A 25,663-nucleotide genomic window follows, 5' to 3' on the forward strand; every position below is an offset into this window, starting at 1 on the left:
CGCACGGAGCACCTCCCCATGGCCTTCGGACTCGCTGCCCTCCTGGACGACATCGCGGCGTTCGCCAAGCTCGCCGCGGCGTCGATCGACGACGTCGGCGCGGCCGCCGGGCGCGCGAGCGCCAAGGCGACCGGCGTCGTCATCGACGACACCGCCGTCACGCCCCGCTACGTCGAGGGCCTGGCCGCCAAGCGTGAGCTGCCCGTCGTCAAGCGGATCGCGACCGGGTCGCTGCGCAACAAGCTGCTGTTCATCCTCCCGGCGATCCTGCTGCTGAGCCAGTTCCTGCCCCAGCTGCTCACGCCGCTGCTCATGCTCGGCGGGACGTACCTCGCGTTCGAGGGTGCCGAGAAGGTGTGGGAGCTCGTCTCGGGCAAGCATCACGCCGAGGTGGAGACGAAGGCCGAGAAGAAGGCCGTCGACGAGGACTCGGTCGTCTCGAGCGCGGTGCGGACCGACTTCATCCTCAGCGCGGAGATCATGGTCATCGCGCTCAACGAGGTCGCCTCCGAGGGCTTCTGGTCGCGCCTCGTCATCCTCGTGATCGTCGCGGTGCTCATCACGGTGCTCGTGTACGGGGTCGTGGCGCTCATCGTGAAGATGGACGACATCGGCCTGCACCTCGCGAAGCGCGACACACCGTGGGTCCGGTCGTTCGGGCGCGGCCTCGTCGGCGCGATGCCCAAGGTCATGGCCGTCATCTCGTTCGTCGGCATCATCGCGATGCTGTGGGTCGGCGGGCACATCCTGCTCCAGGGCGCCTACGACCTCGGCTGGCACGGCCCGTACGACGTCGTGCACCACCTCGAGCACGCGGTCACCGGAGTCGCGGGCGTGGGCGGGTTCCTCGGCTGGCTCGTCAACACGGCGTGCTCGGCCGTCGTGGGCATCCTCGTGGGTGGCGTCGTCGTCCTCGTCGCCCACTTCATCCCCCGCCGCAAGCACGGCGAGCCGGCCACCGCAGAGGCGACGACCGACGCGACCGGTGACTCGACGGCGGGGACGGGGACCGAGGCCACCGCGCCGGGGACCGAGCCGCGAGCCTCGGAGCCGACCGACCCCGACCCGACGGACACCGACCGGGAGCCCACCGACCGCTGATCCCGCGGCGGGCCGGACGGCCTGCTTGGATGAGGCATGGACTCCGGCACCTGGGCCAACATCGGCCTCGTCCTGCTCTTCATCCTCGTCGGCGGCGTGTTCGCGGGCACGGAGATCGCGCTCGTCTCGCTGCGCGAGAGCCAGGTCGCGCGGCTCGAGAAGCAGTCTGCACGCGGCGCGCGGGTGGCCGCCGTCGCGCGCGACCCGAACCGGTTCCTCGCCGCCGTCCAGATCGGCGTCACCGTCGCGGGCTTCTTCTCGGCCGCGTACGGCGCCTCGACGCTCGCCCCCGACCTCGCGCCCGCGCTGGAGGGCCTCGGGCTGTCGGGCGCGCTCGCGGACACGGTCGCGCTCGTCGGGCTGACGCTCGTCATCGCGTACCTCTCCCTGGTCCTCGGCGAGCTCGTCCCCAAGCGCATCGCGCTCCAGCGCTCGGCCGGGGTCGCGCTCGTCGTCGCGCCGCCGCTCGACCGGTTCGCGACGCTCATGCGGCCGGTCATCTGGCTGCTCTCGCGCTCGACGGACGGCGTCGTGCGGCTGCTCGGCGGCGACCCGTCCGCGCGCAGCGAGGAGATGAGCGAGGAGGAGCTGCGCGAGATCGTGCTCGCGCACGAGTCGCTGCCCGAGGACGAGCGCCGCATCCTCGACGACGTGTTCCAGGCGGGCGACCGGTCGCTCGCCGAGGCCATGACCCCGCGCGGCGAGGTCGCGTTCCTCAGGGCCGACACGACGCTCTCCGAGGCCGCCGCGACGGTCGCCGCGGGCCCGTACTCGCGCTACCCCGTGACCGGCGACGACTTCGACGACGTCGTGGGGTTCCTCCACGTGCGCGACCTCCTCGGGCGCGACTGCCCGGACCACCCGGCGACCGACCCGACGACCGGGCGTGCCCTGGCGGTGCGCGACGTCGTCCGCCCGATCCTCGCCCTGCCCGCGACGAACACCGTGCTCCCCGCGATGTCGCAGATGCGCCGCGAGGGCGTGCACATCGCCGTCGTCGTCGACGAGTACGGCGGGACCGACGGGATCGTCACGCTCGAGGACCTCGTCGAGGAGCTCGTGGGCGACATCCGCGACGAGTACGACCCGGACGAGCCGTCGCCGGCGCGCGAGCACGGCACCGCGACGAGCGTCGACGCCGGCCAGACCATCGAGGAGTTCGCGCGGCGCACCGGCGTCGCGCTGCCCGACGGCCCCTACGAGACGGTCGCGGGGTACGTCGTCGCGCAGCTCGGCCGGCTGGCGACGCTGGGCGACCACGTCGACGTCGACGACCGCCGCCTCACCGTGACCGACGTCGCCCGGCGCCACATCGTCCGTCTCGACGTCACCCCGCTCCCCTGACCGCTGAGTGCGTGAAATAGTCGCGCGTGAGGTGCTGGAACACGACTTTTTCATGCACTCAGCGGTGTGGGTGCCGGGGCGTAGCGTCGGGCGAATGAGCGCAGCGACGACGGAGACAGGGTCGGGGATCAAGGTCGGGGTGGTCGGGAGCTTCGGCTCCGCGGCCCAGGTGCTGGACATGGCGGTCGGGGCCGAGGAGTCCGGCTGGGACGGGTTCTTCTCGTGGGACGGGCTGAGCCTGCTGTCGATGCCGGTCGACACGTTCGACCCGTGGGCGGTGCTCGCCGCCGCGGCGGTCCGGACGGAGCGCATCGCGCTCGGGGCCATGGTCTTCGCCCTCCCGCGCCGCAGGCCGTGGGAGGTCGTGCGGCAGGCGCTGACGGTCGACCACCTGTCGGGCGGGCGCCTCGTCCTGCCCGTCGGGGTGGGCGTGCTCGACGACGGCGGCTTCTCGGCCGTCCCGGGCCAGCTCCAGCCCCTGCGCGAGCGCGCGGAGCTGCTCGACGACGCGATCGCCTACCTCGACCGCGCCTGGTCCGGGGAGAGGTTCGCCTTCGACGGCACGCACGTGCACGCGGGCGAGATGCTGTTCCTCCCGCGGCCCGTGGAGCGCCCGGTCGTCGGGCACCACGTTCCGGTGTGGCCGGTGGGCGTCTGGGACGCCGAGCGACCGCCGCTGCGCTCCCTCGACCGCGCGCTGCGCGCCGACGGGATCGTGCTCCAGCTCCGCGGCGAGCGCGGCTTCGACGTGCCCACGCCCGACGACGTCTCCGCCCTGGTCGCGTGGCTCACCGCGCGCCGCGCGGAGCTGGGCCTCGACGCTGGCCGCCCGTTCGACGTCGTCGTCCAGGGCGAGCTCCCGACCGACCGGACCGCGGCGGCGGACCAGCTCGCCGGCCTCGCCGACGCCGGAGCGACCTGGTGGGTCGAGTCCCGCTGGAACCCCGAGACCGCGACCCCGGAATCGCTCCTCTCCGCGATCGACGCGGGCCCGCCCCACCCCTGAGACGGCGAGAGGCGGGCGCGCGGAGACGACGACACGTCGGTTCCGCGCGCCCGCCCCTCGGCGGCGAGCTCCGTCAGCCGACGGGGCGCGCCGCCTCGATCTCGACCTTGGGCAGCGTCTTCGCCGGCAGCGTCTTGGGGCGCCACGACGCGCGCGTCGCCTCGAACGCGGAGATCTCGTCCTCGTGCTGGAGGGTCAGGCCGATGTCGTCGAGGCCCTCCATGAGACGCCAGCGCGTGTAGTCGTCGATCTGGAACGGCACGGTGACGTCCTGCGCGGACGCGGTGCGGTTGACCAGGTCCACGGTCACCTCGGTGCCGGGGTTGGTCTCGAGGATCTTCCAGAGGAGCTCGATGTCCTCCTGCGCGACGATCCCGGCGACGAGACCCTGCTTGCCGGAGTTGCCGCGGAAGATGTCGGCGAAGCGCGACGCGAGGACGACGCGGAAGCCGTAGTCCTTCAGCGCCCAGACGGCGTGCTCGCGCGACGAGCCGGTGCCGAAGTCGGGCCCGGCCACGAGGACGGAGCCCGCGCGGTAGGCGTCCTGGTTGAGGACGAACGCGGGGTCACCGCGCCAGGCGGCGAACAGCGCGTCCTCGAACCCCGTGCGCGTCACGCGCTTGAGGTAGACGGCGGGGATGATCTGGTCGGTGTCGACGTTGCTGCGGCGCAGCGGGACGCCGACGCCGGTGTGGGTCGTGAACTTCTCCATGGCAGGAACCTCTTCGAGTCTTCGGGGCGACGAGTGGGGCAGCGCGGCGCGGGTGGCTCAGACCTGCACGAGGACGCGCGGGTCGAGCGGCGCGAGCGGCGTGCCGTCGAAGGACGTGATGTCGGTGCCCTCGGGCAGGTCGAGGTCGCTCAGCGAGGAGAGCGTCCCGCGGAGCGCGGTGGCGGCGGCGACGAGCGGCGACACGAGGTGCGTGCGCCCGCCCTTGCCCTGGCGGCCCTCGAAGTTGCGGTTCGAGGTCGACGCCGCCCGCTCGCCCGGCTGGAGCTGGTCGGGGTTCATGCCGAGGCACATCGAGCAGCCCGCGTTGCGCCACTCGGCGCCGAAGTCGAGGAAGATCTTGTCGAGGCCCTCGGCCTCGGCCTGGAGGCGCACGCGCGCGGAGGCCGGGACGACGAGCACGCGCACGCCGTCCGCCTTCTGCTTGCCCTGCACGACCTTGGCGACCGAGCGCAGGTCCTCGATGCGACCGTTGGTGCACGACCCGATGAACACGGTGTCCACGGACACCTCGCGCAGCGGCTGGCCGGGCGTGAGGCCCATGTACTCGATCGCGCGCTCGGCGGCGACGCGCTCGTTCTCGTCCGCGATCTCCTCGGGGACGGGCACGGTCGCGGAGATCGGCAGGCCCTGGCCCGGGTTGGTGCCCCAGGTGACGAAGGGCTCGAGGTCGGACGCGCGGAGCGTGACCTCGGTGTCGAAGACGGCGTCGTCGTCGGAGCGCAGCGTGCGCCAGTACTCGACGGCCGCGTCCCAGTCGGCACCCTCGGGCGCGTGCGGGCGACCCTGGAGGTACTCGAACGTCGTGTCGTCCGGGGCGATCATGCCGGCGCGCGCGCCGGCCTCGATCGACATGTTGCAGATCGTCATCCGCGCCTCCATGGAGAGGCTGCGGATGGCCTCGCCGCGGTACTCCAGGACGTAGCCCTGGCCGCCGCCGGTGCCGATCTTGGCGATGATCGCGAGGATGATGTCCTTGCTCGTCGCGCCCGGGGGCAGCTCGCCGTCGACGTTGATCGCCATCGTCTTGAAGGGCGCGAGCGGGAGCGTCTGGGTCGCCATGACGTGCTCGACCTCGGACGTGCCGATGCCGAACGCGAGCGCGCCGAACGCGCCGTGCGTCGAGGTGTGCGAGTCGCCGCACACGACCGTCAGGCCCGGCATGGTGAGACCGAGCTGCGGCCCGACCTGGTGCACGATGCCCTGGTCCGCGTCGCCGAGCGAGTGGATGCGGACGCCGAACTCGCGCGCGTTGTTGCGCAGCGTGTCGATCTGCGTGCGGCTCGTGAGGTCCGCGATCGGCAGGTCGATGTCGAGCGTCGGGGTGTTGTGGTCCTCGGTCGCGATCGTGAGGTCGGGGCGGCGGACCTGGCGGCCCGCGAGGCGCAGCCCCTCGAACGCCTGGGGGCTGGTGACCTCGTGCACGAGGTGGAGGTCGATGTAGAGGAGGTCGGGCGACCCGTCGGTGCCTCGTCGCACCAGGTGCGCGTCCCAGACCTTCTCCGCCAGCGTGCCGGCCATGTAGCTCATCTCCTCGTCGTCTGTCACGGTGCTCCTGGGGGGTATGGAGAACCGCCTGGGTCGATCGTCCGCCGTCCGGCGGCCTGCCGGGGAGAACGTCCAGCGGGTGGAACATCCGTGCCGGACTTGCATCTCATTGCGTGAGACGTCAATATCGACCTATGGACAATACTAGCGGAGTCGGAGTGCTGGACAAGGCGGCCTCCGTCCTGGGCGCCCTGGAGTCCGGACCGGCCACCCTCGCCCAGCTCGTCACGGCCACCGGCCTGGCCCGCCCGACGGCGCACCGCCTCGCGGTCGCGCTCGAGCACCACCGCATGGTCGCCCGCGACATGCAGGGCCGTTTCGTCCTCGGCCCACGGCTCAACGAGCTCGCCACGGCTGCCGGCGAGGACCGCCTGCTCGCCGCGGCGAACCCCGTGCTCACCGCGCTGCGCGACCACACGGGCGAGAGCGCCCAGCTCTACCGCCGCCAGGGCGACCACCGCATCTGCGTCGCGGCCGCCGAGCGTCCGGTGGGCCTGCGCGACTCGATCCCCGTCGGCGCGACGCTCACGATGAACGCGGGCTCCGCGGCGCAGATCCTGCTCGCGTGGGAGGAGCCCGACCGCCTCCACCGCGGGCTGCGCGAGGCGGTCTTCACGGCCACGATCCTGTCGGGCGTCCGACGCCGCGGCTGGGCCCAGTCCGTCTCCGAGCGCGAGCTCGGCGTCGCCTCGGTGTCTGCGCCCGTCCGCGGGCCGTCCGGCCGTGTCGTCGCCGCCGTCTCCATCTCCGGCCCGGTCGAGCGCCTGAGCCGCCAGCCCGGCCGCCTGCACTCCGGCTCGGTCGTCGCCGCGGCGAACCGCCTCACCGAGGTGCTGCGCCGCGCCGGCGAGTAGCGGGACGCGCCGAACCCGGGGACATGGCCGGGCTCGGCCGCCGAGCCCGGCGACAACCCCGGGTTCGGCACGTCGGGTTCGGCGCGCGCCGCGGTCGGTGGGCACGGCCGGCCCCCGGGGTACGACGTCGCGCCGGGTCGGCGTCGGTCGGCGTGCCGCGGGCCGCAAACGGGACGTGCCCTGTCAAAATGTCACCGGCTGCTGCCATGCTGTGCGTGCCCCGGCGCCGGACGGCTCGGTGGCGGCAGGGGGCGAGCCAGACCGTCCGAACCCGAGACACGAGGAGTCCCGATGCATCCGAAGGTGAAGATGACCCTGATCTGGGTGCTCGTGATCTTCGCCGTCTACGCCGTCATCAGGAGCCCCGACCGCGCCGCCGACATCGTCGAGGGCATCTGGGACGTCATCGTCGGCGCCTTCAGCTCCATCGGGCAGTTCTTCAACTCGCTCCTGGACTGACCGTGGCCAGCGGCCGTCCCCGCAGCAAGATCCTCGACCGCTACGTGCTGAGCGGCGAGCGGGTCGTGGTGGCCACGCGCCACCACTGGGGGATGCTGCTCGAGCCCGTGGCCACCACCGTCGCGGGAGCGGTCGTCGTCGCCTGGCTCGTCGTGCAGGCCGGTCCCGCCGTCGGGGACGGCGTGCTGTTCCTGTGGTGGCTGTGGCTGATCCTCGCCGGGCGACTGGTGTGGAAGGTCTTCGAGTGGCGCAACGAGTGGTTCGTCGCCACCGACAAGCGCCTGCTCCTGCTCTACGGCCTCATCACGCACAAGGTCGCGATGATGCCGCTCACCAAGGTCACCGACATGAACTACGGGCGCTCGCCCGTCGGGCGCGTGTTCGGCTACGGGCAGTTCCTCCTGGAGTCCGCCGGACAGGACCAGGCGCTGCGCCAGATCGACTGGGTCTCGCACCCCGACGAGACCTACCGGCTCCTGTGCGACACGCTCTTCACGCCGGGCAGCCGCCCCGGCCAGGCACCGTCGAGCGGCTCCGGCCAGGTCCAGGACGGCCCCCAGGGCGCCGCCCCCGCGACGATCCCACCGCCGGGCCCGCGCCCTCCCCAGCCGGCCGAACCGGCGCCCGTCGAGCCCGCGCCCGCGTGGGACGGGCGCAGCCCGGCCGAGACCCTGCCGCCCGTCCCCGCACCGCCACCCACCGACCAGCGCGTCGTCGTGGTCCCGGGGCGCGCGGCCGGCGAGTCGAGCGGGCCGACGCAGCCCATCCCGGTCGCCGGGCCGTCGGAGGCGGCGCAGGGCGCCGCGGGACGGCGGGACGGGAGGCTCGGCAGCGAGCATCCTGCGGAGCCTCACGACGACGAGCCCGGCTGGGCGGTGTCCGGGGAGCACCGGGCGACCTACGTTCCCGTCATCCACCCGCGCCCCACGCCGACGCCGATCCCGAAGCCCTACGAGCCCGGGCCGGGTCGCGACGGCGCGCCCTGACGGCATCTCGGCGCGCCCACGGACGCGGGCTGACGGTTCCGTCGTGCCAGCACGGCGTTCGACCTCCACGGCTGCGGGCCGCGACCTTCGTCACACCGGCGCGCACCAGCACCACGCCGTATCCCCGTCACGCGTCGCTGAAGAGTCTGCGCTCATGACAAAGGCCCGGTCACCATGATGGTGACCGGGCCTTTCTCTGTACCCCCAACGGGATTTGAACCCGTGTTACCGCCGTGAGAGGGCGACGTCCTAGGCCGCTAGACGATGGGGGCCTGTGGATCTCCGTACCGTTTCCGGTCCGTTTCTCCGTCGAGAACTCTACCTCATGTTTCGCGCGGTCTTGACCGCTCGATCTGAGCCGGAGCTCTTCGCTGGGGTACCAGGACTCGAACCTAGACTAAGTGAACCAGAATCACTCGTGCTGCCAATTACACCATACCCCAAGGGGGTAACCAGCCACTGTCAGAGAGCCGTTGCGACGAGTCGAGACTCGTCCCCTGGCTCCCTCCCGTGGAGGTCCCACCGGCCGAGAACATTACCGGACATGACGACGCGGACCAAATGCGACCCGAACCACCGGGTCGGGCACGCGGAGGTGCGTCTCCGGGTCGACGCGCCCCGCCGCCGTCTGGCACCGTCGAGGCATGAGCTCAGGAGACTCCCCCGACCCCGGCTCGCGCGCCGACCGCGCGGCGTCGTTCGAGCAGGGCGCCGCCCAGTACGCGTCCACGCGCCCCTCGTACCCGGACGCGGCGGTCGACTGGCTCCTGCCCGACGGCGCCCGCCGCGTCCTCGACCTCGCGGCGGGCACCGGGAAGCTCACCGAGCGGCTCGTCGCCCGCGGGCTGGACGTCGTCGCCGTCGAGCCTTCGGACGCGATGCGCGCGCGCCTCGCGGAGTCCGTCCCGGGTGCGCGGGCCCTGCCCGGCTCGGCCGAGGCGATCCCGCTCCCCGACGCGAGCGTCGACGCCGTGCTCGTCGCCCAGGCGTGGCACTGGTTCTCCCCCGCCGCCCAGCCGGAGATCGCGCGCGTGCTGCGCCCCGGCGGGCGGCTCGGCATCGTGTGGAACGTGCGGGACAACGCGGTCGACTGGGTCGGCCGGTTCACGGAGGTCATCCACCGGGGCGACACCCTCGAGCACAGCTATCGCGAGCCCGTGCTCGCCGAGCAGCTCTTCACCCCGCCCGAGCACCGCACGGTGCCCTGGGCCGACCGCGTCCCGACGTCGTCGCTCCGCCCGCTCGCCGCGTCGCGCAGCTACCTCCTGACGCTTCCCGACGCACGCCGGGAGGAGCTGCTCGGCGAGATCGACGACCTCGTCGCGACGCACCCGGCGCTCGCGGGGCGCACGGACGCCGATCTGCCGTACCTCGCCGAGTGCTGGCGGGCCGACGTGCTCACGACGGCGTCGGACGACGCGTGAGCGCCCGCACCGACCGCTCCCCCGGCGCCGTCACCGGCGACGACGTCCGGACGGCGACGCGCTGGCTCGCGGACCACCTGGTGCAGCACCCGGTCACCGCGTTCGACGCACAGGCCGGCCCGGTCCGGTGGTCGTGCTGGACGACGGCGGAGCACGTCGTGGACGACCTGCTCGCCTACGCCCTCCAGCTCGCCGCGCTCCCACGCCTGGCGTACGTCCCGCTCGTCGGGCCGCGCGGGGAGGACGAGATCGCGCACGTCGACCGCGCGGCGGGGACGGCGGGCCTGTGCGAGGCGCTGCTCGGCGGCGGCGAGCTGCTCGCGACCCTCGCCGAGACCCGGCCCGTGGCCGCACGCGCCTACCACCCCTACGGGACCTCCGACGCCGCCGGCTTCGCGGCGATGGGGGTCGTCGAGGTCCTCGTGCACGGCCACGACGTCCTGCTCGGGCTCGCGGGCGAGCACGTGCCGTTCCCCGGGGGCCTCGCACCGCGGGTCCTCGCACGGCTCTTCCCGGACGTCGAGCCCGGACCGGACGACGACAGGGACCTCCTGCTCCTCTGGGCGACCGGGCGCGGCGAGCTGCCCGGGCGACGGCAGCGCACGCGCTGGCGCTGGGACGCGTCGGTGCGCTGAGGCGCCGCGGCGCCCCGGGGCGGAGCCCGGTCAGCCCGACGAGGCGGCCGCCGCGGCCGCGATACGGCGTGCGGCCGAGGAGAGCGCGGTGCCGTCCTTCCACACCATGCGGAGTCGCCGGTCGAGCTCGAGCCCCGGGACCGCGACCCGGACCAGGGAGCCGCGTGCGACGTCGTCGGCGACGGCGAGGCTCGACAGGACCGCGACGGCACCGCCGTGCTGCACGGCGGTCTTGAGGGCCGCAGTGGAGCCGAGGTAGGGCAGGTGGTCGGGCAGCCGCTCGCCGACCGCCGCAAGGCCGCGTTCGAGCGTCTCGCGCGTCCCCGAGCCGCGCTCGCGCACGACCAGCCCGCCCGCGAGCAGCTCGTCGACCCGCAGCGCGCTCCTCCGTGCCCATCGGTGCGCCGGCCCGACGACCACGACGAGCCGGTCGTGCGCGACGGTGCGGCTGCGCAGCCCACGACGCAGCGTCGCGCTCTCGACGAACCCCAGCTCCACTGCGGCATCGAGGACGAGGTCGGTCACCTCGCGCGAGTTGCGGACGACGAGCTCGACGTCCGGCGCTCCCCCCCCGGGGCCGGACCCCTCGAGCGCGAGGCGCGCGAGCCAGCGCGGCGCGAGGTACTCGGCGACCGTGAGGCTCGCCGCGACGCGCACCCGGGCGGCGGGGGCGTCCCGGAGCGCGGCGACCGACGTCTCGAAGCGGTCCGAGGCCTCGATCACCTCGCGCGCCCACGCCGCGGTGGCGCGGCCCGTCTCCGTGAGGCGGGAGCCGCGCGTCGTGCGCTCGAGGAGCTCGAGCCCGAGGCGGCGCTCCAGGGTCCGCAGGCCCGCCGACGCCGTCGGCTGCGCGACCCCGAGCGCCCGCGCCGCGGCGCTGATCGAGCCGTGCGAGTCGGTCGCGACGAGCAGCTCGAGCGCGGAGAGCGAGGTCCGGTCGCGGGAGGTCTGGGCCATAGGTCCACTCTATGGGTTGCGAGGCAGATCGGTCTTCCGTGGCGTCGCCGCGCGCAGCAGGCTCGTGAGCATGGCCCCTCCCGCACCCCGCACGACCACCACCCCACGACCCGTCGCGACGGCGCGCACGTCCCGCCGCGCCGCGGGCTCCCGTGCGCTGCTGCCCGGGCTCGGGGTGGTCGCCGCGGCGACGGTCGTCGTGCTGCTCGGGGCCCGGCTCGTCCCGACGGTGTCGCCGCTCGTCGTCGCGCTCGTGCTCGGTGCGCTCGTCGCGCCGGTCCTGGGCCGCGCGGGCAGGACCCGGCGCGGGACCGCGGCGGTCGCGGCGACCCGACCCGGGGTCGCGTGGACGTCTCGCGTCGTCCTGCGCGCGGGCGTCGTGCTGCTCGGGTTCCAGCTCTCGGTGCCCGAGGTCCTCGCGCTGGGCTGGCGCGGGCTCGTCGTCGTCACGACGACCCTCCTCGTCACCTTCACCGGCACGCTCGCGCTCGGTCGCGTGCTCCGGGTACCGCGCGTCACGACGCTGCTCGTCGCGACCGGGTTCTCGGTGTGCGGGGCCGCGGCGATCTCGGCCATGCAGGGCGTCGTCGCCGGCCCCGGGCGCACCCCCGGGCAGGTCCGCGAGGACGACGACGGCGTCGCCGCGTCCCTCGCGCTCGTCACCGTCTACGGCACGCTCGCGATCGTCGCGCTGCCGTGGCTCGCCGCGCTGGTCGGGCTCACCGACGAGCAGGCCGGGCTGTGGATCGGCGCGAGCGTGCAGGAGGTCGCGCAGGTCGTCACGGCCGCCGGGACGATCTCCGACCCTGCCCTCGCGACCGCCACGGTCGCCAAGCTCGCGCGCGTCGCCCTCCTCGCCCCGCTCGTCGCCGTGGCGGGGGTCGTCGTCGCCCGCGGCGCGCGTTGCGCCGCTCTCGCCCGGGTCGGCTCGGCCCGTCCGGACCACCCCGGCGCCGCCGGCACGGCCACGAACCCGACGGCGGACACCGCCACGCCGCGGGTCGCGCCGGTGCCGTGGTTCGTCGTCGGGTTCGTGGCGGCGGTGGCGCTGCGCAGCCTGGGCGTCGTGCCGGCCCCGTTGCTCGCCGCGCTCGCGACCGCGACGACGGTCGCGTTCGTGTCAGCGATGTTCGCGCTCGGGCTGGGCGTGGACGTGCCCTACCTGCTGCGCACGGGGCGGCGCGCGCTCGTCCTCGGCGGGCTGTCGGCGCTCCTCGTCACGACGACGGCGCTCGTCGGGGTCGTGCTCCTCACCTGACCCGTCTCCGCCGAGATAGAGGCCCCGTAAGCCGAGGTAGAGGCCTGGTCATGACCACACCTCGACCTCGGCGGACCAGGGCTCTACCTCGGCGCGGGGGCCTCGGCCGGGGCGGAGATGCCCAGCGTCGCGGGCAGCTCGGTGAGGCCGTGGACCACGTGCACGCCCGACGCGCGGGCCGACGTCGGGTCCTCGGGGTGCGGGCCGCCGCGGCGCGTGCCGGGGCGGTCGAGCCAGACGCCGACGAGGCCGGCCGCGCGCGCGGCACGCGCGTCGACGTCGAGCTCGTCGCCGACGTACGCCGTACGGGCCGGGTCGGTGCCGAGCCGTGCGCACGCCTCGGCGAACACGCGCGGGTCGGGCTTGCCGAAGCCGAGCGTGTCCACCCCGACGAGCAGAGGGACGTCGGGCAGGCCCGCTGCGGCGAGCTTGCGGGTCTGGAGCTCGACGCGTGCGTTCGTCAAGGACCCGACGCGGACCCCCGCCGCGACGAGCGCGTCGACGACCGGACGCGCGTCCTCGAACCCCGTCCACGACGCCTCGAACGTGCCCCAGAAGAGGTCCTTCCAGTCCACGTACGCGGCGTCGTCGAGCAGCTCGCCGCCGAACGTCGCCTGGAGCTCGTTGGCCCGCGCCATGCGCTGCGCGTCGAAGTCGACCTCGCCGCGCGTGTACGCGCGGTAGTGGCCGTTCGGGTCCGAGCGCCACAGCGCGAGGACCTCGTCGTACCGGTCCTCGGGCAGGTGCGGCAGCCACACGCGCGACGCGGCGGCGATCGCCTCCGCGAACGCGGCGCGCGTGTCGACGATCGTGTCGTCGACGTCGAACAGGACTCCCTCGAGCGGCGCGGGGGTCGCCGAGACGCCGAGGTCCGTCACAGCGCGTCCCGCAGGCGCACGAGGCGCTCCAGGGTCGAGCCCTTGCCGAGCAGCTCCATGGACTCGAACAGCGGCGGCGAGACGCGACGGCCCGTGAGCGCGACGCGCAGCGGCGTGAACGCGAAGCGCGGCTTGACGCCCATCCCCTCGACGATCGCGTCGCGCAGGCGCTCCTCGATCGCGGCGGTGACGAACTCGCCGTCCTGCAGCACGTCGAGCGCGGCGATCGCGGCGGCGAGGATGTCCTTCGCGTCGTCGCGCAGCGCCCCCCGCGCGTCGTCCTCGACCGTGAGGGCGTCGTCGGCCGTGAAGAGGAAGCCGAGCATCCCGACCGACTCCCCGAGCAGCACCATGCGCTCCTGGACGAGCGGCGCCGCCGCCGTGAGGATCTCCTGGTTGCGCGGGGACAGGTCGGCGAACGAGTCCGCGGGGACGAGGCCGCCCGCGTGCAGGTACGGGACGAGGCGGTCGCGGAAGTCCTCCGGCGCGAGCAGGCGCACGTGCGTCGCGTTGATCGCCTCCGCCTTCTTGAGGTCGAAGCGCGCCGGGTTGGGCAGGACGTCGTGGACGTCGAACGCCTCGACCAGCTCGGTGACGGTGAAGATGTCGTGGTCCGGCGAGATGGACCAGCCGAGCAGCGCGAGGTAGTTGAGCAGCCCCTCGGGTGTGAAGCCGCGCTCACGGTGCAGGAACAGGTTGGACTCGGGGTCGCGCTTGGAGAGCTTCTTGTTGCCCTCGCCCATCACGTACGGCAGGTGGCCGAACTCCGGCATCACCTCGGCCACGCCGATCTCCAGCAGCGCCCGGTACAGCGCGATCTGGCGCGGCGTGGAGGACAGCAGGTCCTCGCCGCGCAGCACGTGCGTGATACCCATGAGCGCGTCGTCGACCGGGTTGACGAGCGTGTAGAGCGGCTGGCCGTTGCCGCGCACGAGCGCGTAGTCCGGGACCGAGCCGACCTTGAACGTGATCTCGCCGCGGACGAGGTCGGTGAACGTGATGTCCTCGTCGGGCATGCGCAGGCGCAGCACCGGCTCGCGACCCTCGGCGCGGAACGCGGCCTTCTGCTCGTCCGTGAGGGTGCGGTCGAAGTTGTCGTACCCCTTGGTCTTGACGCCCGCGGCGGCGTTGCGCGCGTCGGACTCCTCGGGGGTCGAGAACGACTCGTACACGTACCCGCCCTCGACGAGCCGCGCGATGACGTCCTGGTAGATGTCCGCGCGCTGCGACTGCCGGTACGGCTCGTGCGGGCCGCCCACCTCGACGCCCTCGTCCCAGTCGAGCCCGAGCCAGCGCAGCGCGTCGAGGAGCTGCTGGTAGCTCTCCTCGCTGTCGCGCGCGGCGTCGGTGTCCTCGATGCGGAAGACGAACGTGCCGCCGGTGTGCCGCGCGTACGCCCAGTTGAACAGCGCGGTGCGGATGAGCCCGACGTGCGGCGTCCCGGTCGGGGACGGGCAGAAGCGGACGCGGACGGGCGAGGAGCCAGGTGCGGGGATCACGGTGCCCAGCGTAGTTGCCCGACGCCGCCCGACGCCCGGGCGTCCGGCGTCGCCTACGCCGTCGTCTCAGTCCCGGGCGACACCCGCCGACGGCGCACCGGTCGTCGCCGGGCGAGGTCCGCTACGCCGTCGTGAGCGCACGAGGACGACGAGGCCGCCGATCGCGGCGCCGACGAGCGCGCAGACCGGGACGCTGACGATCGCGAGGACGATCCCGTACGACAAGGCCTCCCCGGTGGGGACGCCTCCGGCGACCACGGCGAGGACCACGAGCACGACGACGACCGCGCACGGCACGACCGCGCCCCAGCCGGCTCCTCGCGCGACGGTCCGACCGGGGGCGGGTCGCACGCTCAGGCCCGCCGGACGACCGGGTTGCTCAGGACGCCGATCCCCTCGACCTCGCACTCGACACGGTCGCCCACGTCGATCCGGCCCACGCCCGCGGGCGTGCCGGTGAGGATGACGTCGCCCGGCAGGAGGGTCATCGCCTCGGAGATGTACGACACCAGGAAGGGGATGTCGAAGATCATGTCGCTCGTGCGGCCGTCCTGCTTCACCTCGCCGTTGACGCGGCTGCGGACGCCGACGTCCTCGGGGTTCAGGTCGGTGTCGATCCACGGGCCGAGCGGGCACGACGAGTCGAAGCCCTTCGCGCGCGCCCACTGGCCGTCGGTGCGCTGGGCGTCGCGCGCCGTGACGTCGTTCGCGACCGTGTACCCGAGCACGTACCCCGGCGCCGCGTCGGGCGAGACGTCCTTGGCGAGGCGCCCGATGACGATCGCCAGCTCGGCTTCGTAGGAGACCTCCTGCGAGAAGTCGGGCAGGACGATCGGGTCGTCCGGGCCGACGACCGAGGTGTTCGGCTTGAGGAACAGCAGCGGGCTCGTCGGGACGTCGTTGCCCATCTCCTTCGCGTGGTCCGCGTAGTTGCGGCCCACGGCGACGATCTTGGAGCGCGGGATCACCGGCGCGAGGAGCCGGACGCCGTCGCCCAGCTCGATGCGCTCGCCCGTCGGCGTGACGGGCATGTACAGCGGGTCGCCCGTGAGGACCGCGAGGTACGTGCGGTCCCCCTCCTGCTGGACGAGGGCGTAGCGGGGGTCGTCTCCGGTGGTGAATCTCGCGATGCGCACGGGCCCAGGCTATCCGGCCCGCGCCCGCGCGACCGCGCAGGGCCCTGCGGCAGCAGCACCCGCGCCGTCACGCCCGGGCGAGGACCTCGCCGTTGAGGACCGCGAACCAGCCTGCGGGCTCCTCGGCCCAGCGCAGCCAGTCCTGCGCGAGCTGCTCGAGCGCGACGTCGTCCGCGAGCGCCGACTCCTTCGCCTGCACCGCGAAGTTCGAGGCGACGCAGCGCTCGGCCCACAGCCCGCCCCACCACGTGCGGTCGGCGGGGGTCGCGTAGCACCACGTGCTCGCGGTGGGCACGATCCCTTCGAGGTCGAACCCGGCGTCCTGGACCCACGAGAACAGGCGACGACCGGCGTCGGCCTCGAACCCGTACGCGTGCGTGACCTCGTGGTAGAGCGTGTTCCACTCCGTCAGGCCCGGGGACTCGGGGTACCAGGTCATGGCGGCGTAGTCGGCGTCGCGCACGGCGACGAGCCCGCCGGGCTTGGCGACCCGCTTCATCTCGCGCAGCGCGCCGACCGGGTCGGACAGGTGCTGGAGGAGCTGGTGCGCGTAGACGACGTCGAACGTGCCGTCCGCGAACGGCAGCTCGTACGCGTTCGCGTGCTGGAACGTGATGTTCGCGGTGCCGCGCTGGGCGGCGAGCTCGCGCGCGCTCTCGAGGACGGCCTCGGACGCGTCGACCCCGACGACGCGTCCCCCGGCGACGCGGTCGGCGAGGTCGACGGTGACCGTCGCCGGGCCGCAGCCCACGTCGAGGACGCTCATGCCCGCGCGCAGGTGCGGCAGGAGGAACCCGGCCGAGTTCTCGGCGGTGCGCCACCGGTGCGAGCGCAGCACGGACTCGTGGTGCCCGTGCGTGTACGACTCGGACTCCTGCGCGGGGTCGCTGCCGGCCCCGGTGGGGGCGTCGGCGTGGTGCTCGGCGGCCGCGTCGGCGCCGTGGGGGGTGTGCGTCATACCCGCACCGTAGGCCGGACGTGCATCGTTCTCGACCCCGTTCTCACACTCTGGGCGCGCGGTCCGCGCGGGGATCGCACCGTCGTCCGCTCCGGCGTGGCGGCCGGGTGGGAGCGCGCCCGCGCGCGGACAATCCCCCCATGACGGCCGCGACCGGCACGACCCCCTCCTCGGGAGACCCCGCGCGCTCCCCCGGCTTCGCGCGGCGGCACGTCGCCCTCCTGCTCGGCGGGCCGGGGCGCGTCACCGGCCTCGACGTCGCACGCGGGATCGCGGTCCTCGGGATGTTCACGGCCCACGTCGGGTACACCTCCGAGGACTTCGGCGAGGTCTCCGGCTGGCTCTCGCTGTCCCACGGGCGGTCGTCGATCCTCTTCGCGCTCGTGGCGGGGGTGTCGCTCGCGATCGTCTCGGGAGCGCGGACGCCCCTCGACGGGCTCCCCGCGCTCCAGAGCCGCACCCGCATCCTCGTGCGCGCCGTCATGCTCCTCGGGCTCGTGGGCCTGCTGGACCTGCTCGGGACGCGCGTGCTGCTCATCCTCGGCTTCTACGCCGCGTACTTCGTGCTCGCCCTGCCGTTCCTGCGCTGGCGCCGCCGCGACCTGCTCGTGCTCGCGGGCGCGGTCGCCGTGGTCGGGCCGGTGCTCGCGTACTGGCTCCCCGAGGTGCTCGCGCGTGCCGGGCTGCACCTGCCCGACGACGGGTCGGGGGCGCTGACGGACTTCCTCGTGTCCGGGCACTACCCCGCGGTCGTGTGGATGGCGTACGTGCTGGTCGGGATCGCGATCGGTCGCTCCGACCTGTCCTCGACCGCCACGTGCGTCGGGCTCGTGGGCGGCGGGCTGCTCGCGCTGGGCATCGGGTACGGCCTCTCGGCGACGATGACCGGACCGCTCGGCGGGGCACAGGCCGTCGAGGACGCGGCGGCGGCGTGGTCGAGCAGCTTCCGGCCCGAGCCGCTGGACTGGTCCGACCCGTGGCCGACGAGCGCGTACCTGTGGCTCGCCGGCCCGCACACCGACACCCTGCCGGAGGTCGTGGGGTCGGGCGGGTTCGCCGTCGCGGTGCTGGGCCTGTGCCTGTTCGCGGGCGGGGTCGGGCGCTGGGTGCTGGCGCCCGTCGCCGCGGTCGGCGCGATGGCCCTCACGGTGTACTCGGCGCAGATCGTCGTGCTGTGGGCGTGGGGCGACGCGGCCTACGAGCAGACGACGAACGGCCCGCTCCTCGCGCTCGTCCTCGCCACGCTCGCGGTCGCGACGCTGTGGCGCTGGGCGCTGGGGCGAGGGCCGCTCGAACGGCTCTTCGCCGCGGTCGCGGCGCGTGCGTCGGCGGTCACGGCCGCCCGCGGCGCGTCGTAGGGTCGCCGCATGACTGCGAATGACGCGACCGCACCCCGCCCCGCCCTGCGCCGCCTCGGCCGGTCCGGACTCGCCGTGTCCGCTGTCGGGCTGGGCTGCAACAACTTCGGCCGCCCGCACACGGTGACCGAGACGCTCGACGGGACGCGCGCCGTCGTCGACGCCGCGCTCGACGCGGGGGTGACGTTCTTCGACACGGCCGACACGTACGGGGGCCGCCCCGGGCTGAGCGAGGAGCTGCTCGGCCAGGCGCTCGGGTCCCGCCGCGACGACGTCGTGGTCGCGACGAAGTTCGGCATGTCGATGCGCGGCGCCGCGGGCGACGACTTCGACGCGCGCGGGTCGCGGCGCTACGTCGTGCGCGCCGTCGAGGACTCGCTGCGCCGCCTCGGTACGGACCGCATCGACCTCTACCAGTTCCATACCCCCGACCCGCGGACACCGATCGAGGAGACGCTCGCCGCGCTCGACGACCTCGTGCGCGCGGGCAAGGTGCTCTACGTCGGGCACTCCAACCGGGCCGGGTGGCAGGTCGCCGAGGCCGAGTTCACCGCCCGCGCCGCCGGGACCGTGCGGTTCGTGTCAGCGCAGAACCACTACAACCTCGTCGACCGCGCGGCCGAGCTCGAGGTGCTGCCCGCCGCGGCCGCGTACGGGCTCGGGGTGCTCCCCTACTTCCCGCTCGCGAACGGCCTGCTCACGGGCAAGTACGCGCACGGCGCGCGGCCCGACGACGGCCGCCTCGTCACGAGCAAGCCGCACCTCCTGGAGTCGGCGCCCTGGGAGGCGCTCGCACGCCTCGGCGCGTTCTGCCAGGTGCGCGGGATCACCGAGGTCCAGGTCGCGTTCGGGTGGCTGCTGTCGCGACCGCAGGTCTCGAGCGTCATCGCCGGGGCGACGAAGTCCGAGCAGGTCCGGCAGAACGCGGCGGCGGGCGCCTGGACCCCCACGGGCGAGGACCTCACCGAGCTGGACGAGATCTTCCCGCCGCTCGGGAAGGTCGCGCCCTTCTGACGGCCCGCGGCCGGGTGCTGGTCGTGTGGTCCGTCGTCGACGGACGGCCTACCGTGGGGGCATGGCCTCGTGGGAGGACGTCGAGCGGATCGTGTCGGTGCTGCCGGACACGGACCTCAAGGGTCCGCGTCAGTGGACCGTGCACGGCAAGCTGTTCGTCTGGGAGCGACCGCTGCGGGCGAAGGACCTCGACGAGCTCGGCGACGCCGCGCCCGCCGAGCCTCCCGTCGCGTTCCGCGTCGCCGACGAGGGCGAGAAGGCGGCGCTGCTCGGCGACGACCCCGCGGTCTTCCTCACGACGAGCCACTTCGACGGGTACCCGATCGTGCTCGCCCGTCTCGACCGCATCGCCGTGCCGGAGCTCGAGGAGCTGCTCCAGGACGCGTGGCTCGCGCGCGCCCCGAAGCGGCTCGCGCAGGAGTACCTCGACCGCACGCAGTGACCGCTCCGCGAGCGGTCACCAGGAGAACACGGCCACCGCGTAGTTCGCCCAGGTCGGTTCGAGCCCGACGGCGACGTCCTCGGGGTCGTACACGTTGTACACGAGGTCCCACTCGGCGCTCGTCCCCCGGGCGATGGTGTCCGGGTCGTCGAGCAGCACGTCGGGCGCATAGTCGAAGACCCGGCGGGCGACGAGCCCGCCCGACACGGGCTGCAGGTCGAGCCCGCCCGGGTCGACCTCCTGACCGGTACCGTTCGTGACCCGCACGCGGAGGCGGACCGCGTGCGGGTGGTCGTCCTCGCGCACGGACGCGTCCTCGGTCGGCGTGTAGGGCTGGGGCGCCGAGACCGAGACGACGAGGCCGTCCGTGTAGCGCACGGACTCCCCGTACCAGACCCGGTCCGAGGCGGCGCCGATCTCGGGACCCTCGTCGTAGCCGCCACCCAGCGGGTACCCGCGCAGGGAGCTGCCGAGACCGTACCCGGTCCCGCCGCCCGTCATGACGTCGACCGTCACCCAGGCGGTGAGCACCACGGTGCCGGTGAGGAGCGCGACGAGCGCGCGCGTCGCGCCGGCCACGCCACGCGTGCCGCGCCGCCACACGACCGCACCCACCGCGACCACGACGGCGCCCGCGACCGCGTAGAGGCCCCCGACGTGCGCCCAGCCGCGCCGCGCCGTCACGGTCTCGGTGACGAGCACGGCGACGACGAGGAGGACGCCGAGCGTCGCGGCCACGAGCCCGGCCGTCGCCCACGACCACCGCCCACGGGGCCGCGCCGTCGTAGCGGCCGGGACGGGGTCGCCCTCGCCGGGTGCGGGTGGCGTCGCCGGAGTCTCGGGGTCCGGCGAGCCGCCGCGCTCGGCGGCAGCCGGCTCGGCCCCGGGCGCCGTGCCCCAGGCAGGCTCGGACGTCCTCGCCCCGGGCGAGGTCGTGGGGTCCTCCACGTTCGGTGCTCCGTCCCGCGTCGCCGTCGTCAGTACGCGCTCGCCTGCGTCACCTCGAACGTGGCCGTCTTCATGGCCTCGAGGTTCTCGGCGTCGATGAAGTCGAAGATCTCCACGGTCTCGGAGGCACCCGGCTCCAGCGTCTCGGAGTACGCCCAGTCGCTCTCGATCACGGTGCCGTCAGCGGCGACCGCGTCCACGTCGATGTCGAACGTGAGGGGCTCGTCGGACGTGTTGGTGAACGTGACCGGGAGCGAGGACTCGACCCAGCCGAGCTCGTCGGCCGTGCCGTCGAAGGTGCCGAACTCGACGCCGAGGTCGTTGGCGAGGACGTCCTCGGTGGCCTCACCGAACGCGCGGTCGGAGTCCTCCTGGATCTCGGACAGCGTCTGCTCGTACTGCGTCGACGCCTCGTTCGCCGCGACGACGAAGACCACCCACATGAGGATCGTCGCCAGCACGGACAGCACGCCGAGCACGATCGCCGTGATCGAGAAGCCCTTGCCCGACCGCCCCTGCTTCACCTGCGACAGCCCGACGAACCCGAGCACGACCCCGGTGATGCCGAGCAGGGCCGCGAAGATGTTGACGAACGGGATCCAGCTCCCGAGGAAGCCCAGGATCGCCAGGACGAAGCCGACGATCGCGACCGTGCTCGTCGCCGGGGCGGGCGCGGTGTACGCCGAGTAGCCGTTGCCGTACGGGCTGCTGCCGTACGGCTGCTGCGCCGGGTCGCCGTAGGGCTGGCCGTACGCCTGCTGCGCGGGGTCCGGGTACGGCTGCGGGTAGGGCTGCTGCGCGGGGTCGCCGTAGGGCTGGCCGTACCCGGGCTGCTGGCCGTACGCCTGCTGCTGGTCCGCGCCGTACGCGGGCGCCTGGCCGGCGCCGTAGGGTGCCTGGCCCGCGCCGTAGGGAGCCTGCTCCGGTGCCGCACCGTAGCCCGGGGCTGCGTACGCGCCGTCCGCCGAGCCGTACGGCTGCGTCGGCGCCTCGCCCTGCGGCGCCCAGGCGTCGTGCGACGGCGCCTGGTGCCCGGGCTCGGCGCCGTGCGGCCGGTAGGGGTCGAACTGGTACGGGTCCTGCGGTGCCGTGGGCGGCTGCGACATGGTGCTCCTCCGCGGCGGCGCCGCGAGATCGGTCCAACGGGTCGGGTGGCCGGTCGACGGGAGGTCGTCCGGTCGGGCGTGCCGGGCCTTCACAGCACGTTCACGAGCATTCTTCCCGCTCGCGCCCACATCGGGAAAACGCCCGCCCGGGTGAAACCGTCTCGTCGGCCGGCTCGTCGGCGCCGCCCCGGCGCTCTCGTACCCTGGAACCGTGCCCCCGACCGACACCGCGACCGCCCCGACGACCGACGTCGTCGGACCGGTCGTGCTCGCGGCCCAGGCATGGACGGCGCGCGAGCACGCCCACGCGGAGCGGGCGGACGCGTTCACCGCCGGGTGGCGCGAGCGCAAGCCGCGCGGCGAGAAGCACGCGATCGAGGACTTCCTCTTCACCTACTACCCCACGCGCCCGGCGCAGCTCCGCCGCTGGCACCCGGGCCCGGGCGTCGTGCTCGCCCCGCCGACGGGCCACGTGCCCGCCCCCGAGACCGCACCTCGGCCCGACGACGAGCCCGCCGACCCGTACACGGTGCGCGGCGCGTGGAGGTGGTACCGCGAGACCCCCGCGGGACTGACGCTCGACGCCGACGCGTTCCTCGCCGACCGCGGCGACACGGTGCGCTACCTGCACGCCCTGCTCGCCGCCACGGCGTCGCGGCCCGGCCGGTTCGGGTGCTTCGGGCTGCACGAGTGGGCGATGGTCTACCGCGACCGGGCCACCGGCCGCGATCACCGGCACCCGCTGCCGCTGCGCCTCGGGCACGACGGCACCGACCGCGTCGTCGAGTCCCACCCGGTGCAGTGCTCGCACTTCGACGCGTTCCGCTTCTTCACCCCCGAGGCCGGCCCGCTCAACCGCCTGCGACCGACGCGCGAGAGCCAGCCCGCCCTGGAGCAGGCCGGCTGCCTGCACGCGACCATGGACCTCTACAAGTGGGCCCTCAAGCTCACCCCCGCCGTGCCGGGCGACCTCGTTCTCGACTGCTTCGAGCTCGCGCGCGACGTCCGCGTCGTCGACATGCGGGCGTCGCCCTACGACGTGTCGTCGTACGGGCTCGACTCCGTCGCGATCGAGACGCCCGAGGGCAAGGCCGAGTACGTGCGCCACCAGCGCGCCTTCGCGGAGCGCGGCGCGGCGCTGCGCGCGCGGCTGCTCGCCGTGTGCGACGCGCTCGTCGGCAGCGAGCCGGACGCGCGCGAGGTCAGTGCGAGAGCATCCCGCTGACGAGGCAGCGCCAGGTCACGGGCCCGACGACGCCGTCGACGACGACCTCCGGGAAGCCCGCGTGGAGCGCGTCCTGGAAGCCGCGCACCCAGGCCTCGGTGCGCGGGCCGAGCTGCCCGTCGATGGCGAGCACCGGGTCCGGTCCGCCGGACAGGTCGCGCGCGACGGCCTCGCGCTGCACCGCGCGCACGGCCTCGCCGACGCTCCCCCGGCGCACCACCACGACGAGCGCGGCCCACGTCGCCGGCCCCGCGACGCCGTCGAGGTCGAGTCCGGCCGCGTCCTGGAATGCGCGGACGGCGCCCTCCGTGCGCGGTCCGAGCAGCCCGTCGACGGCGAGCTCGTGCCCGCGGTGGCGCAGCAGGTGCTGGAGCGTCTGGACCGGGTGCCCGTTGGCGCCGCGTCGCACGCGCGGCCAGGTCGGCAGTGTCGTCAGGACGGTCGTCATCGTCGTTCCCTCCGTCGTCGCGGGACCGGCGGGCTCTCCCGCCGTCGGATCCCGCGCCCCCGACCGGAGGGAGGGCCGACGCGCGCTCCCTGATGCCTGGGTCCGACGTGCGAGGATCGCGCGCATGACCCGCCCCCCGCTCGCCGCCGTCCCGTCCGGTCCGGTCGTCGTGCCCGCCGCCGTCCGCGCGCTCGCCGGTGACGACGTCGTCACGCCCGTGTGGCGCAACGAGCTCGGAGGGCTGACGTTCCGTCTCGACGGCGCCGACGGGACCCGGTTCGCCAAGTGGGTGCCCGCCGGGACGCCCGAGATCGACCTGCCGGGCGAGGCCGAGCGTCTCGCGTGGGTCGGTGCCCGTGCCCCCGTCCCGCGCGTCCTCGCGCAGGGCTCCGACGACGACGGCACGTGGCTCGTCACGCGCGCCGTCCCGGGACGGTCGGCGGTCGAGCCGCGCTGGGTCGCCGACCCCGTGACCGCCGCCGTCGCGATCGGGCGAGGGCTGCGTGCGCTGCACGACGCGCTGCCTGTCGCGTCGTGCCCGTTCACCTGGGCCGTCGAGGACCGCGTCACGAACGCGCACGCGCGCCTCGCCCGGGGCTCCGGCCCGCACGAGTGGTTCCCCGAGCACCGCAGCCTGCCCGTCGCCGAGGCGACGTCCCGGCTCGACGACCCGCCCGCCGTCGACCGGCTCGTGGTGTGCCACGGCGACGCGTGCGTCCCCAACACGCTCCTGCACGACGACGGTGCGTTCGCCGCGCACGTCGACCTCGGCTCGCTCGGGGTCGCGGACCGCTGGGCCGACCTCGCCGTCGCGGCGTGGAGCACCGAGTGGAACTACGGCCCCGGGTACGACGGCCACGTCTACGCGGGCTACGGCGTCGACCCGGACCGCGAGCGCATCGCCTACTACCGGCTGCTCTGGGACCTCTCCTGACGGCCCCGACCCCGCCGAGTGCATGAAATAGTCGCCGTCGTAGCGATGCGACAGCGACTATCTCATGCACTCAGCGGTCAGTGGTGGTGCGCGTCGAAGCCGTCGGGCGCGCGGTCGAGGAAGGTCGTCACCGACGACACGAGCCCGTCCGGCCGGACGTGCAGGACGTCGGTGCCCGTCGCGAACTCCGACCCGTCGGGTGCGAGTGCGCGCCAGCGCAGCCGCAGCCGGTCGTCGAGCAGGTCCGGCTCCGTCCGCGCCTCGAACCGGTGCCGCGCGACGTGCGTGAGCAGCTCGGTCGCGAACGCGAGGACGGCGTCGCACCCCACGGCGCGCGTCACGGGTGCGACGTACTCGACGTCGCGGGAGAACGTGTCGCACGCGAGCCGGTCGCGCTCGGCCGTGTCCGCCGTGTTCCAGAACTCCAGGTAGCGCTCGACCGCCGTCGCGGTCCGCGTCGTCGTCTCGGTCATGTCCCCTCCTCTGCCGGCGCCTGGTCCGCGGCGCCGTGGCGGTCCGGCGGGTGGCCGGACCACCACCGTCGGCCGGACCGCGACACGGTGTCGATGACCTCGGAGGTAGTTGGCCAGACCCCCGGGGAGCGGCAGGGTGGGTCCATGCCTCCCGTGGACGCACCCGTCGGATCGATGCTGCGCGAGTGGCGCGTGCGGCGTCGGCGCTCGCAGCTCGACCTCGCGCTGGGCGCCGACGTCTCGCCACGCCACATCAGCTTCGTGGAGACCGGCCGGGCGCAACCCAGCCGGGACATGATCGACCGGCTGTGCGACGAGCTCGACGTCCCGCTGCGCGCGCGCAACGACGTCTTCCTCGCGGCGGGCTACGCGCCGCGGCACCGCGAGACGCCGTTGTCGACCGCGACGCTCGCGGCCGCCCGCCGGGCCGTCGACCTCGTGCTCGCCGGGCACGAGCCGTTCCCCGCGATGGCCGTCGACGGGCGCTGGAACCTGCTCGCCGCCAACGCCGCCGCGGGCACATTCCTCGACGGCGTGCCGGGCGGGCTGCGCGAGCCCCCCGTGAACGTGCTGCGCCTGACACTGCACCCCGACGGCCTCGCGCCGCGGATCGCGAACCTCGCGGAGTGGGGCGGTCACGTCCGACGGCGTGTGCGGCGCCAGCTCGACCGCACGGGCGACCCGGCGCTCGTCGACCTGCTCGCCGAGGTGGAGGGCTACCTGCCGCGCGAGGAGCACCGGCGCGACGACCGCTCCCCGGCGAGCGACGCCGTCGTGCCCCTGCGCCTCGCGACCCCGCAGGGCGAGCTCGCGTTCCTCTACACGATGACGGTGTTCGGCTCCCCACGGGACGTCACGCTCGACGAGGTCGCGATCGAGTCGTTCTTCCCCGCCGACGACGCCACGGCCGCCGCCCTGGGCGTCGTGCGCTGAGCGTTCGGG

27 protein-coding genes and 2 tRNA genes are annotated in these 25,663 nt (G+C 74.2%); 15 read left to right on the top strand and 14 right to left on the bottom strand.

Features of this window, described 5'->3' with window-relative positions:
• Positions 1–18: 18 nt before the first annotated feature.
• From ACN9MS_RS13685 to ACN9MS_RS13695, 3 genes are all read left to right on the top strand, one after another.
• On the top strand, positions 19–1,101 hold the full coding sequence (locus ACN9MS_RS13685; RefSeq protein ID WP_426309078.1) for a DUF808 domain-containing protein: 1,083 nt from the start codon (positions 19–21) through the stop codon (positions 1,099–1,101).
• A 36-nt stretch (positions 1,102–1,137) separates the two neighbouring features.
• The gene (locus ACN9MS_RS13690) at positions 1,138–2,445 is read left to right on the top strand and encodes a hemolysin family protein (RefSeq protein ID WP_426309079.1); all 1,308 of its coding nucleotides are present in this window, start codon (positions 1,138–1,140) and stop codon (positions 2,443–2,445) included.
• Positions 2,446–2,539: 94 nt separating this feature from the next.
• Positions 2,540–3,451 (top strand): LLM class flavin-dependent oxidoreductase, encoded by a 912-nt coding sequence (locus tag ACN9MS_RS13695; protein WP_426309080.1) that lies wholly within the window; start codon positions 2,540–2,542, stop codon positions 3,449–3,451.
• Positions 3,452–3,524: 73 nt separating this feature from the next.
• Here the strand turns inward: ACN9MS_RS13695 and leuD are convergent, their stop codons facing one another.
• Positions 3,525–4,163 (bottom strand): 3-isopropylmalate dehydratase small subunit, encoded by a 639-nt coding sequence (leuD, locus tag ACN9MS_RS13700; protein ID WP_426309081.1) that lies wholly within the window; start codon positions 4,161–4,163, stop codon positions 3,525–3,527.
• A gap of 57 nt (positions 4,164–4,220) precedes the next feature.
• Positions 4,221–5,702, bottom strand: coding sequence for a 3-isopropylmalate dehydratase large subunit (leuC, locus tag ACN9MS_RS13705; RefSeq protein WP_426311900.1), 1,482 nt, complete (start codon positions 5,700–5,702; stop codon positions 4,221–4,223).
• A 161-nt stretch (positions 5,703–5,863) separates the two neighbouring features.
• Between leuC and ACN9MS_RS13710 the strand changes: the two genes are divergently transcribed.
• The 3 genes from ACN9MS_RS13710 (at position 5,864) to ACN9MS_RS13720 (ending at position 8,028) form a co-directional block, all read left to right on the top strand.
• Entirely contained in the window at positions 5,864–6,583 is a 720-nt protein-coding gene (locus ACN9MS_RS13710) for an IclR family transcriptional regulator (RefSeq protein WP_024840729.1), read from the top strand.
• A 291-nt stretch (positions 6,584–6,874) separates the two neighbouring features.
• Positions 6,875–7,042: a hypothetical protein gene (locus ACN9MS_RS13715; RefSeq protein ID WP_168731655.1), complete on the top strand. Its 168-nt coding sequence runs from the start codon at positions 6,875–6,877 to the stop codon at positions 7,040–7,042.
• A gap of 2 nt (positions 7,043–7,044) precedes the next feature.
• Positions 7,045–8,028 carry a PH domain-containing protein gene (locus ACN9MS_RS13720; RefSeq protein ID WP_426309082.1) on the top strand — a complete coding sequence of 328 codons (984 nt, stop codon included), beginning with the start codon at positions 7,045–7,047 and terminating at the stop codon, positions 8,026–8,028.
• Between the two features lie 199 nt (positions 8,029–8,227).
• Here ACN9MS_RS13720 and ACN9MS_RS13725 read toward each other — a convergent pair.
• Together ACN9MS_RS13725 and ACN9MS_RS13730 are read right to left on the bottom strand one after the other, a co-directional pair.
• Positions 8,228–8,300: transfer RNA gene (locus ACN9MS_RS13725), tRNA-Glu, on the bottom strand.
• Between the two features lie 99 nt (positions 8,301–8,399).
• Positions 8,400–8,471: transfer RNA gene (locus ACN9MS_RS13730), tRNA-Gln, on the bottom strand.
• A 201-nt stretch (positions 8,472–8,672) separates the two neighbouring features.
• On the opposite strand from ACN9MS_RS13730, the gene ACN9MS_RS13735 reads away from it, so the two are divergent.
• Both ACN9MS_RS13735 and ACN9MS_RS13740 read left to right on the top strand, forming a co-directional pair.
• Positions 8,673–9,452, top strand: a complete 780-nt coding sequence (locus ACN9MS_RS13735; protein ID WP_426309083.1) for a class I SAM-dependent methyltransferase — start codon at positions 8,673–8,675, stop codon at positions 9,450–9,452.
• Positions 9,449–10,087 carry a hypothetical protein gene (locus ACN9MS_RS13740; RefSeq protein ID WP_426309084.1) on the top strand — a complete coding sequence of 213 codons (639 nt, stop codon included), beginning with the start codon at positions 9,449–9,451 and terminating at the stop codon, positions 10,085–10,087. The genes ACN9MS_RS13735 and ACN9MS_RS13740 overlap by 4 nt, the downstream gene beginning before the upstream one ends.
• 30 nt (positions 10,088–10,117) lie before the next feature.
• Here the strand turns inward: ACN9MS_RS13740 and ACN9MS_RS13745 are convergent, their stop codons facing one another.
• On the bottom strand, positions 10,118–11,044 hold the full coding sequence (locus ACN9MS_RS13745; protein ID WP_426309085.1) for a LysR family transcriptional regulator: 927 nt from the start codon (positions 11,042–11,044) through the stop codon (positions 10,118–10,120).
• Positions 11,045–11,114: 70 nt separating this feature from the next.
• Between ACN9MS_RS13745 and ACN9MS_RS13750 the strand changes: the two genes are divergently transcribed.
• A complete protein-coding gene (locus tag ACN9MS_RS13750) occupies positions 11,115–12,302 on the top strand; it encodes a YeiH family protein (RefSeq protein WP_426309086.1) in 1,188 nt (395 codons plus the stop codon).
• Between the two features lie 83 nt (positions 12,303–12,385).
• Here ACN9MS_RS13750 and ACN9MS_RS13755 read toward each other — a convergent pair whose 3' ends face one another.
• The 5 genes from ACN9MS_RS13755 to ACN9MS_RS13775 form a co-directional block, all read right to left on the bottom strand.
• On the bottom strand, positions 12,386–13,180 hold the full coding sequence (locus ACN9MS_RS13755; RefSeq protein WP_426309087.1) for an HAD family hydrolase: 795 nt from the start codon (positions 13,178–13,180) through the stop codon (positions 12,386–12,388).
• Positions 13,177–14,679, bottom strand: a complete 1,503-nt coding sequence (gene gltX, locus ACN9MS_RS13760; protein WP_426309088.1) for a glutamate--tRNA ligase — start codon at positions 14,677–14,679, stop codon at positions 13,177–13,179. Before gltX ends, ACN9MS_RS13755 begins: the two co-directional genes overlap by 4 nt.
• 66 nt (positions 14,680–14,745) lie before the next feature.
• Positions 14,746–15,030, bottom strand: a complete 285-nt coding sequence (locus ACN9MS_RS13765; RefSeq protein WP_426309089.1) for a hypothetical protein — start codon at positions 15,028–15,030, stop codon at positions 14,746–14,748.
• Positions 15,031–15,032: 2 nt separating this feature from the next.
• Positions 15,033–15,815 carry a fumarylacetoacetate hydrolase family protein gene (locus ACN9MS_RS13770; RefSeq protein WP_426309090.1) on the bottom strand — a complete coding sequence of 261 codons (783 nt, stop codon included), beginning with the start codon at positions 15,813–15,815 and terminating at the stop codon, positions 15,033–15,035.
• A gap of 67 nt (positions 15,816–15,882) precedes the next feature.
• A complete protein-coding gene (locus tag ACN9MS_RS13775) occupies positions 15,883–16,773 on the bottom strand; it encodes a methyltransferase domain-containing protein (protein ID WP_426309091.1) in 891 nt (296 codons plus the stop codon).
• Positions 16,774–16,913: 140 nt separating this feature from the next.
• Between ACN9MS_RS13775 and ACN9MS_RS13780 the strand changes: the two genes are divergently transcribed.
• The 3 genes from ACN9MS_RS13780 (at position 16,914) to ACN9MS_RS13790 (ending at position 19,587) form a co-directional block, all read left to right on the top strand.
• A complete protein-coding gene (locus ACN9MS_RS13780; protein WP_426309092.1) occupies positions 16,914–18,131 on the top strand; it encodes a heparan-alpha-glucosaminide N-acetyltransferase domain-containing protein in 1,218 nt (405 codons plus the stop codon).
• 9 nt (positions 18,132–18,140) lie between these two features.
• Entirely contained in the window at positions 18,141–19,145 is a 1,005-nt protein-coding gene (locus ACN9MS_RS13785) for an aldo/keto reductase (RefSeq protein WP_426309093.1), read from the top strand.
• Between the two features lie 61 nt (positions 19,146–19,206).
• On the top strand, positions 19,207–19,587 hold the full coding sequence (locus ACN9MS_RS13790) for an MmcQ/YjbR family DNA-binding protein (RefSeq protein ID WP_426309094.1): 381 nt from the start codon (positions 19,207–19,209) through the stop codon (positions 19,585–19,587).
• A 15-nt stretch (positions 19,588–19,602) separates the two neighbouring features.
• Here the strand turns inward: ACN9MS_RS13790 and ACN9MS_RS13795 are convergent, their stop codons facing one another.
• Positions 19,603–20,535, bottom strand: coding sequence for a hypothetical protein (locus ACN9MS_RS13795; RefSeq protein ID WP_426309095.1), 933 nt, complete (start codon positions 20,533–20,535; stop codon positions 19,603–19,605).
• 29 nt (positions 20,536–20,564) lie between these two features.
• A complete protein-coding gene (locus ACN9MS_RS13800) occupies positions 20,565–21,641 on the bottom strand; it encodes a hypothetical protein (protein ID WP_426309096.1) in 1,077 nt (358 codons plus the stop codon).
• Positions 21,642–21,852: 211 nt separating this feature from the next.
• On the opposite strand from ACN9MS_RS13800, the gene ACN9MS_RS13805 reads away from it, so the two are divergent.
• Positions 21,853–22,866 (top strand): 3-methyladenine DNA glycosylase, encoded by a 1,014-nt coding sequence (locus ACN9MS_RS13805; RefSeq protein ID WP_426309097.1) that lies wholly within the window; start codon positions 21,853–21,855, stop codon positions 22,864–22,866.
• Here the strand turns inward: ACN9MS_RS13805 and ACN9MS_RS13810 are convergent.
• On the bottom strand, positions 22,844–23,314 hold the full coding sequence (locus ACN9MS_RS13810) for a peptidoglycan-binding domain-containing protein (protein ID WP_426309098.1): 471 nt from the start codon (positions 23,312–23,314) through the stop codon (positions 22,844–22,846). The genes ACN9MS_RS13805 and ACN9MS_RS13810 overlap by 23 nt on opposite strands.
• A 124-nt stretch (positions 23,315–23,438) precedes the next feature.
• Between ACN9MS_RS13810 and ACN9MS_RS13815 the strand changes: the two genes are divergently transcribed.
• A complete protein-coding gene (locus tag ACN9MS_RS13815; RefSeq protein WP_426309099.1) occupies positions 23,439–24,248 on the top strand; it encodes an aminoglycoside 3'-phosphotransferase in 810 nt (269 codons plus the stop codon).
• 77 nt (positions 24,249–24,325) lie between these two features.
• Here the strand turns inward: ACN9MS_RS13815 and ACN9MS_RS13820 are convergent, their stop codons facing one another.
• Positions 24,326–24,721, bottom strand: a complete 396-nt coding sequence (locus tag ACN9MS_RS13820) for an isomerase (protein WP_426309100.1) — start codon at positions 24,719–24,721, stop codon at positions 24,326–24,328.
• 144 nt (positions 24,722–24,865) lie between these two features.
• Here ACN9MS_RS13820 and ACN9MS_RS13825 point away from each other — a divergent pair, with 144 nt between their 5' ends.
• Positions 24,866–25,654 carry a helix-turn-helix domain-containing protein gene (locus tag ACN9MS_RS13825; RefSeq protein ID WP_426309101.1) on the top strand — a complete coding sequence of 263 codons (789 nt, stop codon included), beginning with the start codon at positions 24,866–24,868 and terminating at the stop codon, positions 25,652–25,654.
• Positions 25,655–25,663 lie beyond the last annotated feature (9 nt).

The organism is Cellulosimicrobium sp. E-16, assembly GCF_049913115.1.
GTDB lineage: Bacteria > Actinomycetota > Actinomycetes > Actinomycetales > Cellulomonadaceae > Cellulosimicrobium.

Bases quoted from the DNA above. Each gene is read 5' to 3' on its own strand.
- ACN9MS_RS13685 (WP_426309078.1), top strand. From the start codon at position 19: ATGGCCTTCGGACTCGCTGCCCTCCTGGACGACATCGCGGCGTTCGCC.
- ACN9MS_RS13690 (WP_426309079.1), top strand. From the start codon at position 1,138: ATGGACTCCGGCACCTGGGCCAACATCGGCCTCGTCCTGCTCTTCATC.
- ACN9MS_RS13695 (WP_426309080.1), top strand. From the start codon at position 2,540: ATGAGCGCAGCGACGACGGAGACAGGGTCGGGGATCAAGGTCGGGGTG.
- leuD (WP_426309081.1), bottom strand. From the start codon at position 4,163: ATGGAGAAGTTCACGACCCACACCGGCGTCGGCGTCCCGCTGCGCCGC.
- leuC (WP_426311900.1), bottom strand. From the start codon at position 5,702: ATGGCCGGCACGCTGGCGGAGAAGGTCTGGGACGCGCACCTGGTGCGA.
- ACN9MS_RS13710 (WP_024840729.1), top strand. From the start codon at position 5,864: ATGGACAATACTAGCGGAGTCGGAGTGCTGGACAAGGCGGCCTCCGTC.
- ACN9MS_RS13715 (WP_168731655.1), top strand. From the start codon at position 6,875: ATGCATCCGAAGGTGAAGATGACCCTGATCTGGGTGCTCGTGATCTTC.
- ACN9MS_RS13735 (WP_426309083.1), top strand. From the start codon at position 8,673: ATGAGCTCAGGAGACTCCCCCGACCCCGGCTCGCGCGCCGACCGCGCG.
- ACN9MS_RS13745 (WP_426309085.1), bottom strand. From the start codon at position 11,044: ATGGCCCAGACCTCCCGCGACCGGACCTCGCTCTCCGCGCTCGAGCTG.
- ACN9MS_RS13750 (WP_426309086.1), top strand. From the start codon at position 11,115: ATGGCCCCTCCCGCACCCCGCACGACCACCACCCCACGACCCGTCGCG.
- ACN9MS_RS13775 (WP_426309091.1), bottom strand. From the start codon at position 16,773: ATGACGCACACCCCCCACGGCGCCGACGCGGCCGCCGAGCACCACGCC.
- ACN9MS_RS13780 (WP_426309092.1), top strand. From the start codon at position 16,914: ATGACGGCCGCGACCGGCACGACCCCCTCCTCGGGAGACCCCGCGCGC.
- ACN9MS_RS13785 (WP_426309093.1), top strand. From the start codon at position 18,141: ATGACTGCGAATGACGCGACCGCACCCCGCCCCGCCCTGCGCCGCCTC.
- ACN9MS_RS13790 (WP_426309094.1), top strand. From the start codon at position 19,207: ATGGCCTCGTGGGAGGACGTCGAGCGGATCGTGTCGGTGCTGCCGGAC.
- ACN9MS_RS13800 (WP_426309096.1), bottom strand. From the start codon at position 21,641: ATGTCGCAGCCGCCCACGGCACCGCAGGACCCGTACCAGTTCGACCCC.
- ACN9MS_RS13810 (WP_426309098.1), bottom strand. From the start codon at position 23,314: ATGACGACCGTCCTGACGACACTGCCGACCTGGCCGCGCGTGCGACGC.
- ACN9MS_RS13815 (WP_426309099.1), top strand. From the start codon at position 23,439: ATGACCCGCCCCCCGCTCGCCGCCGTCCCGTCCGGTCCGGTCGTCGTG.
- ACN9MS_RS13820 (WP_426309100.1), bottom strand. From the start codon at position 24,721: ATGACCGAGACGACGACGCGGACCGCGACGGCGGTCGAGCGCTACCTG.
- ACN9MS_RS13825 (WP_426309101.1), top strand. From the start codon at position 24,866: ATGCCTCCCGTGGACGCACCCGTCGGATCGATGCTGCGCGAGTGGCGC.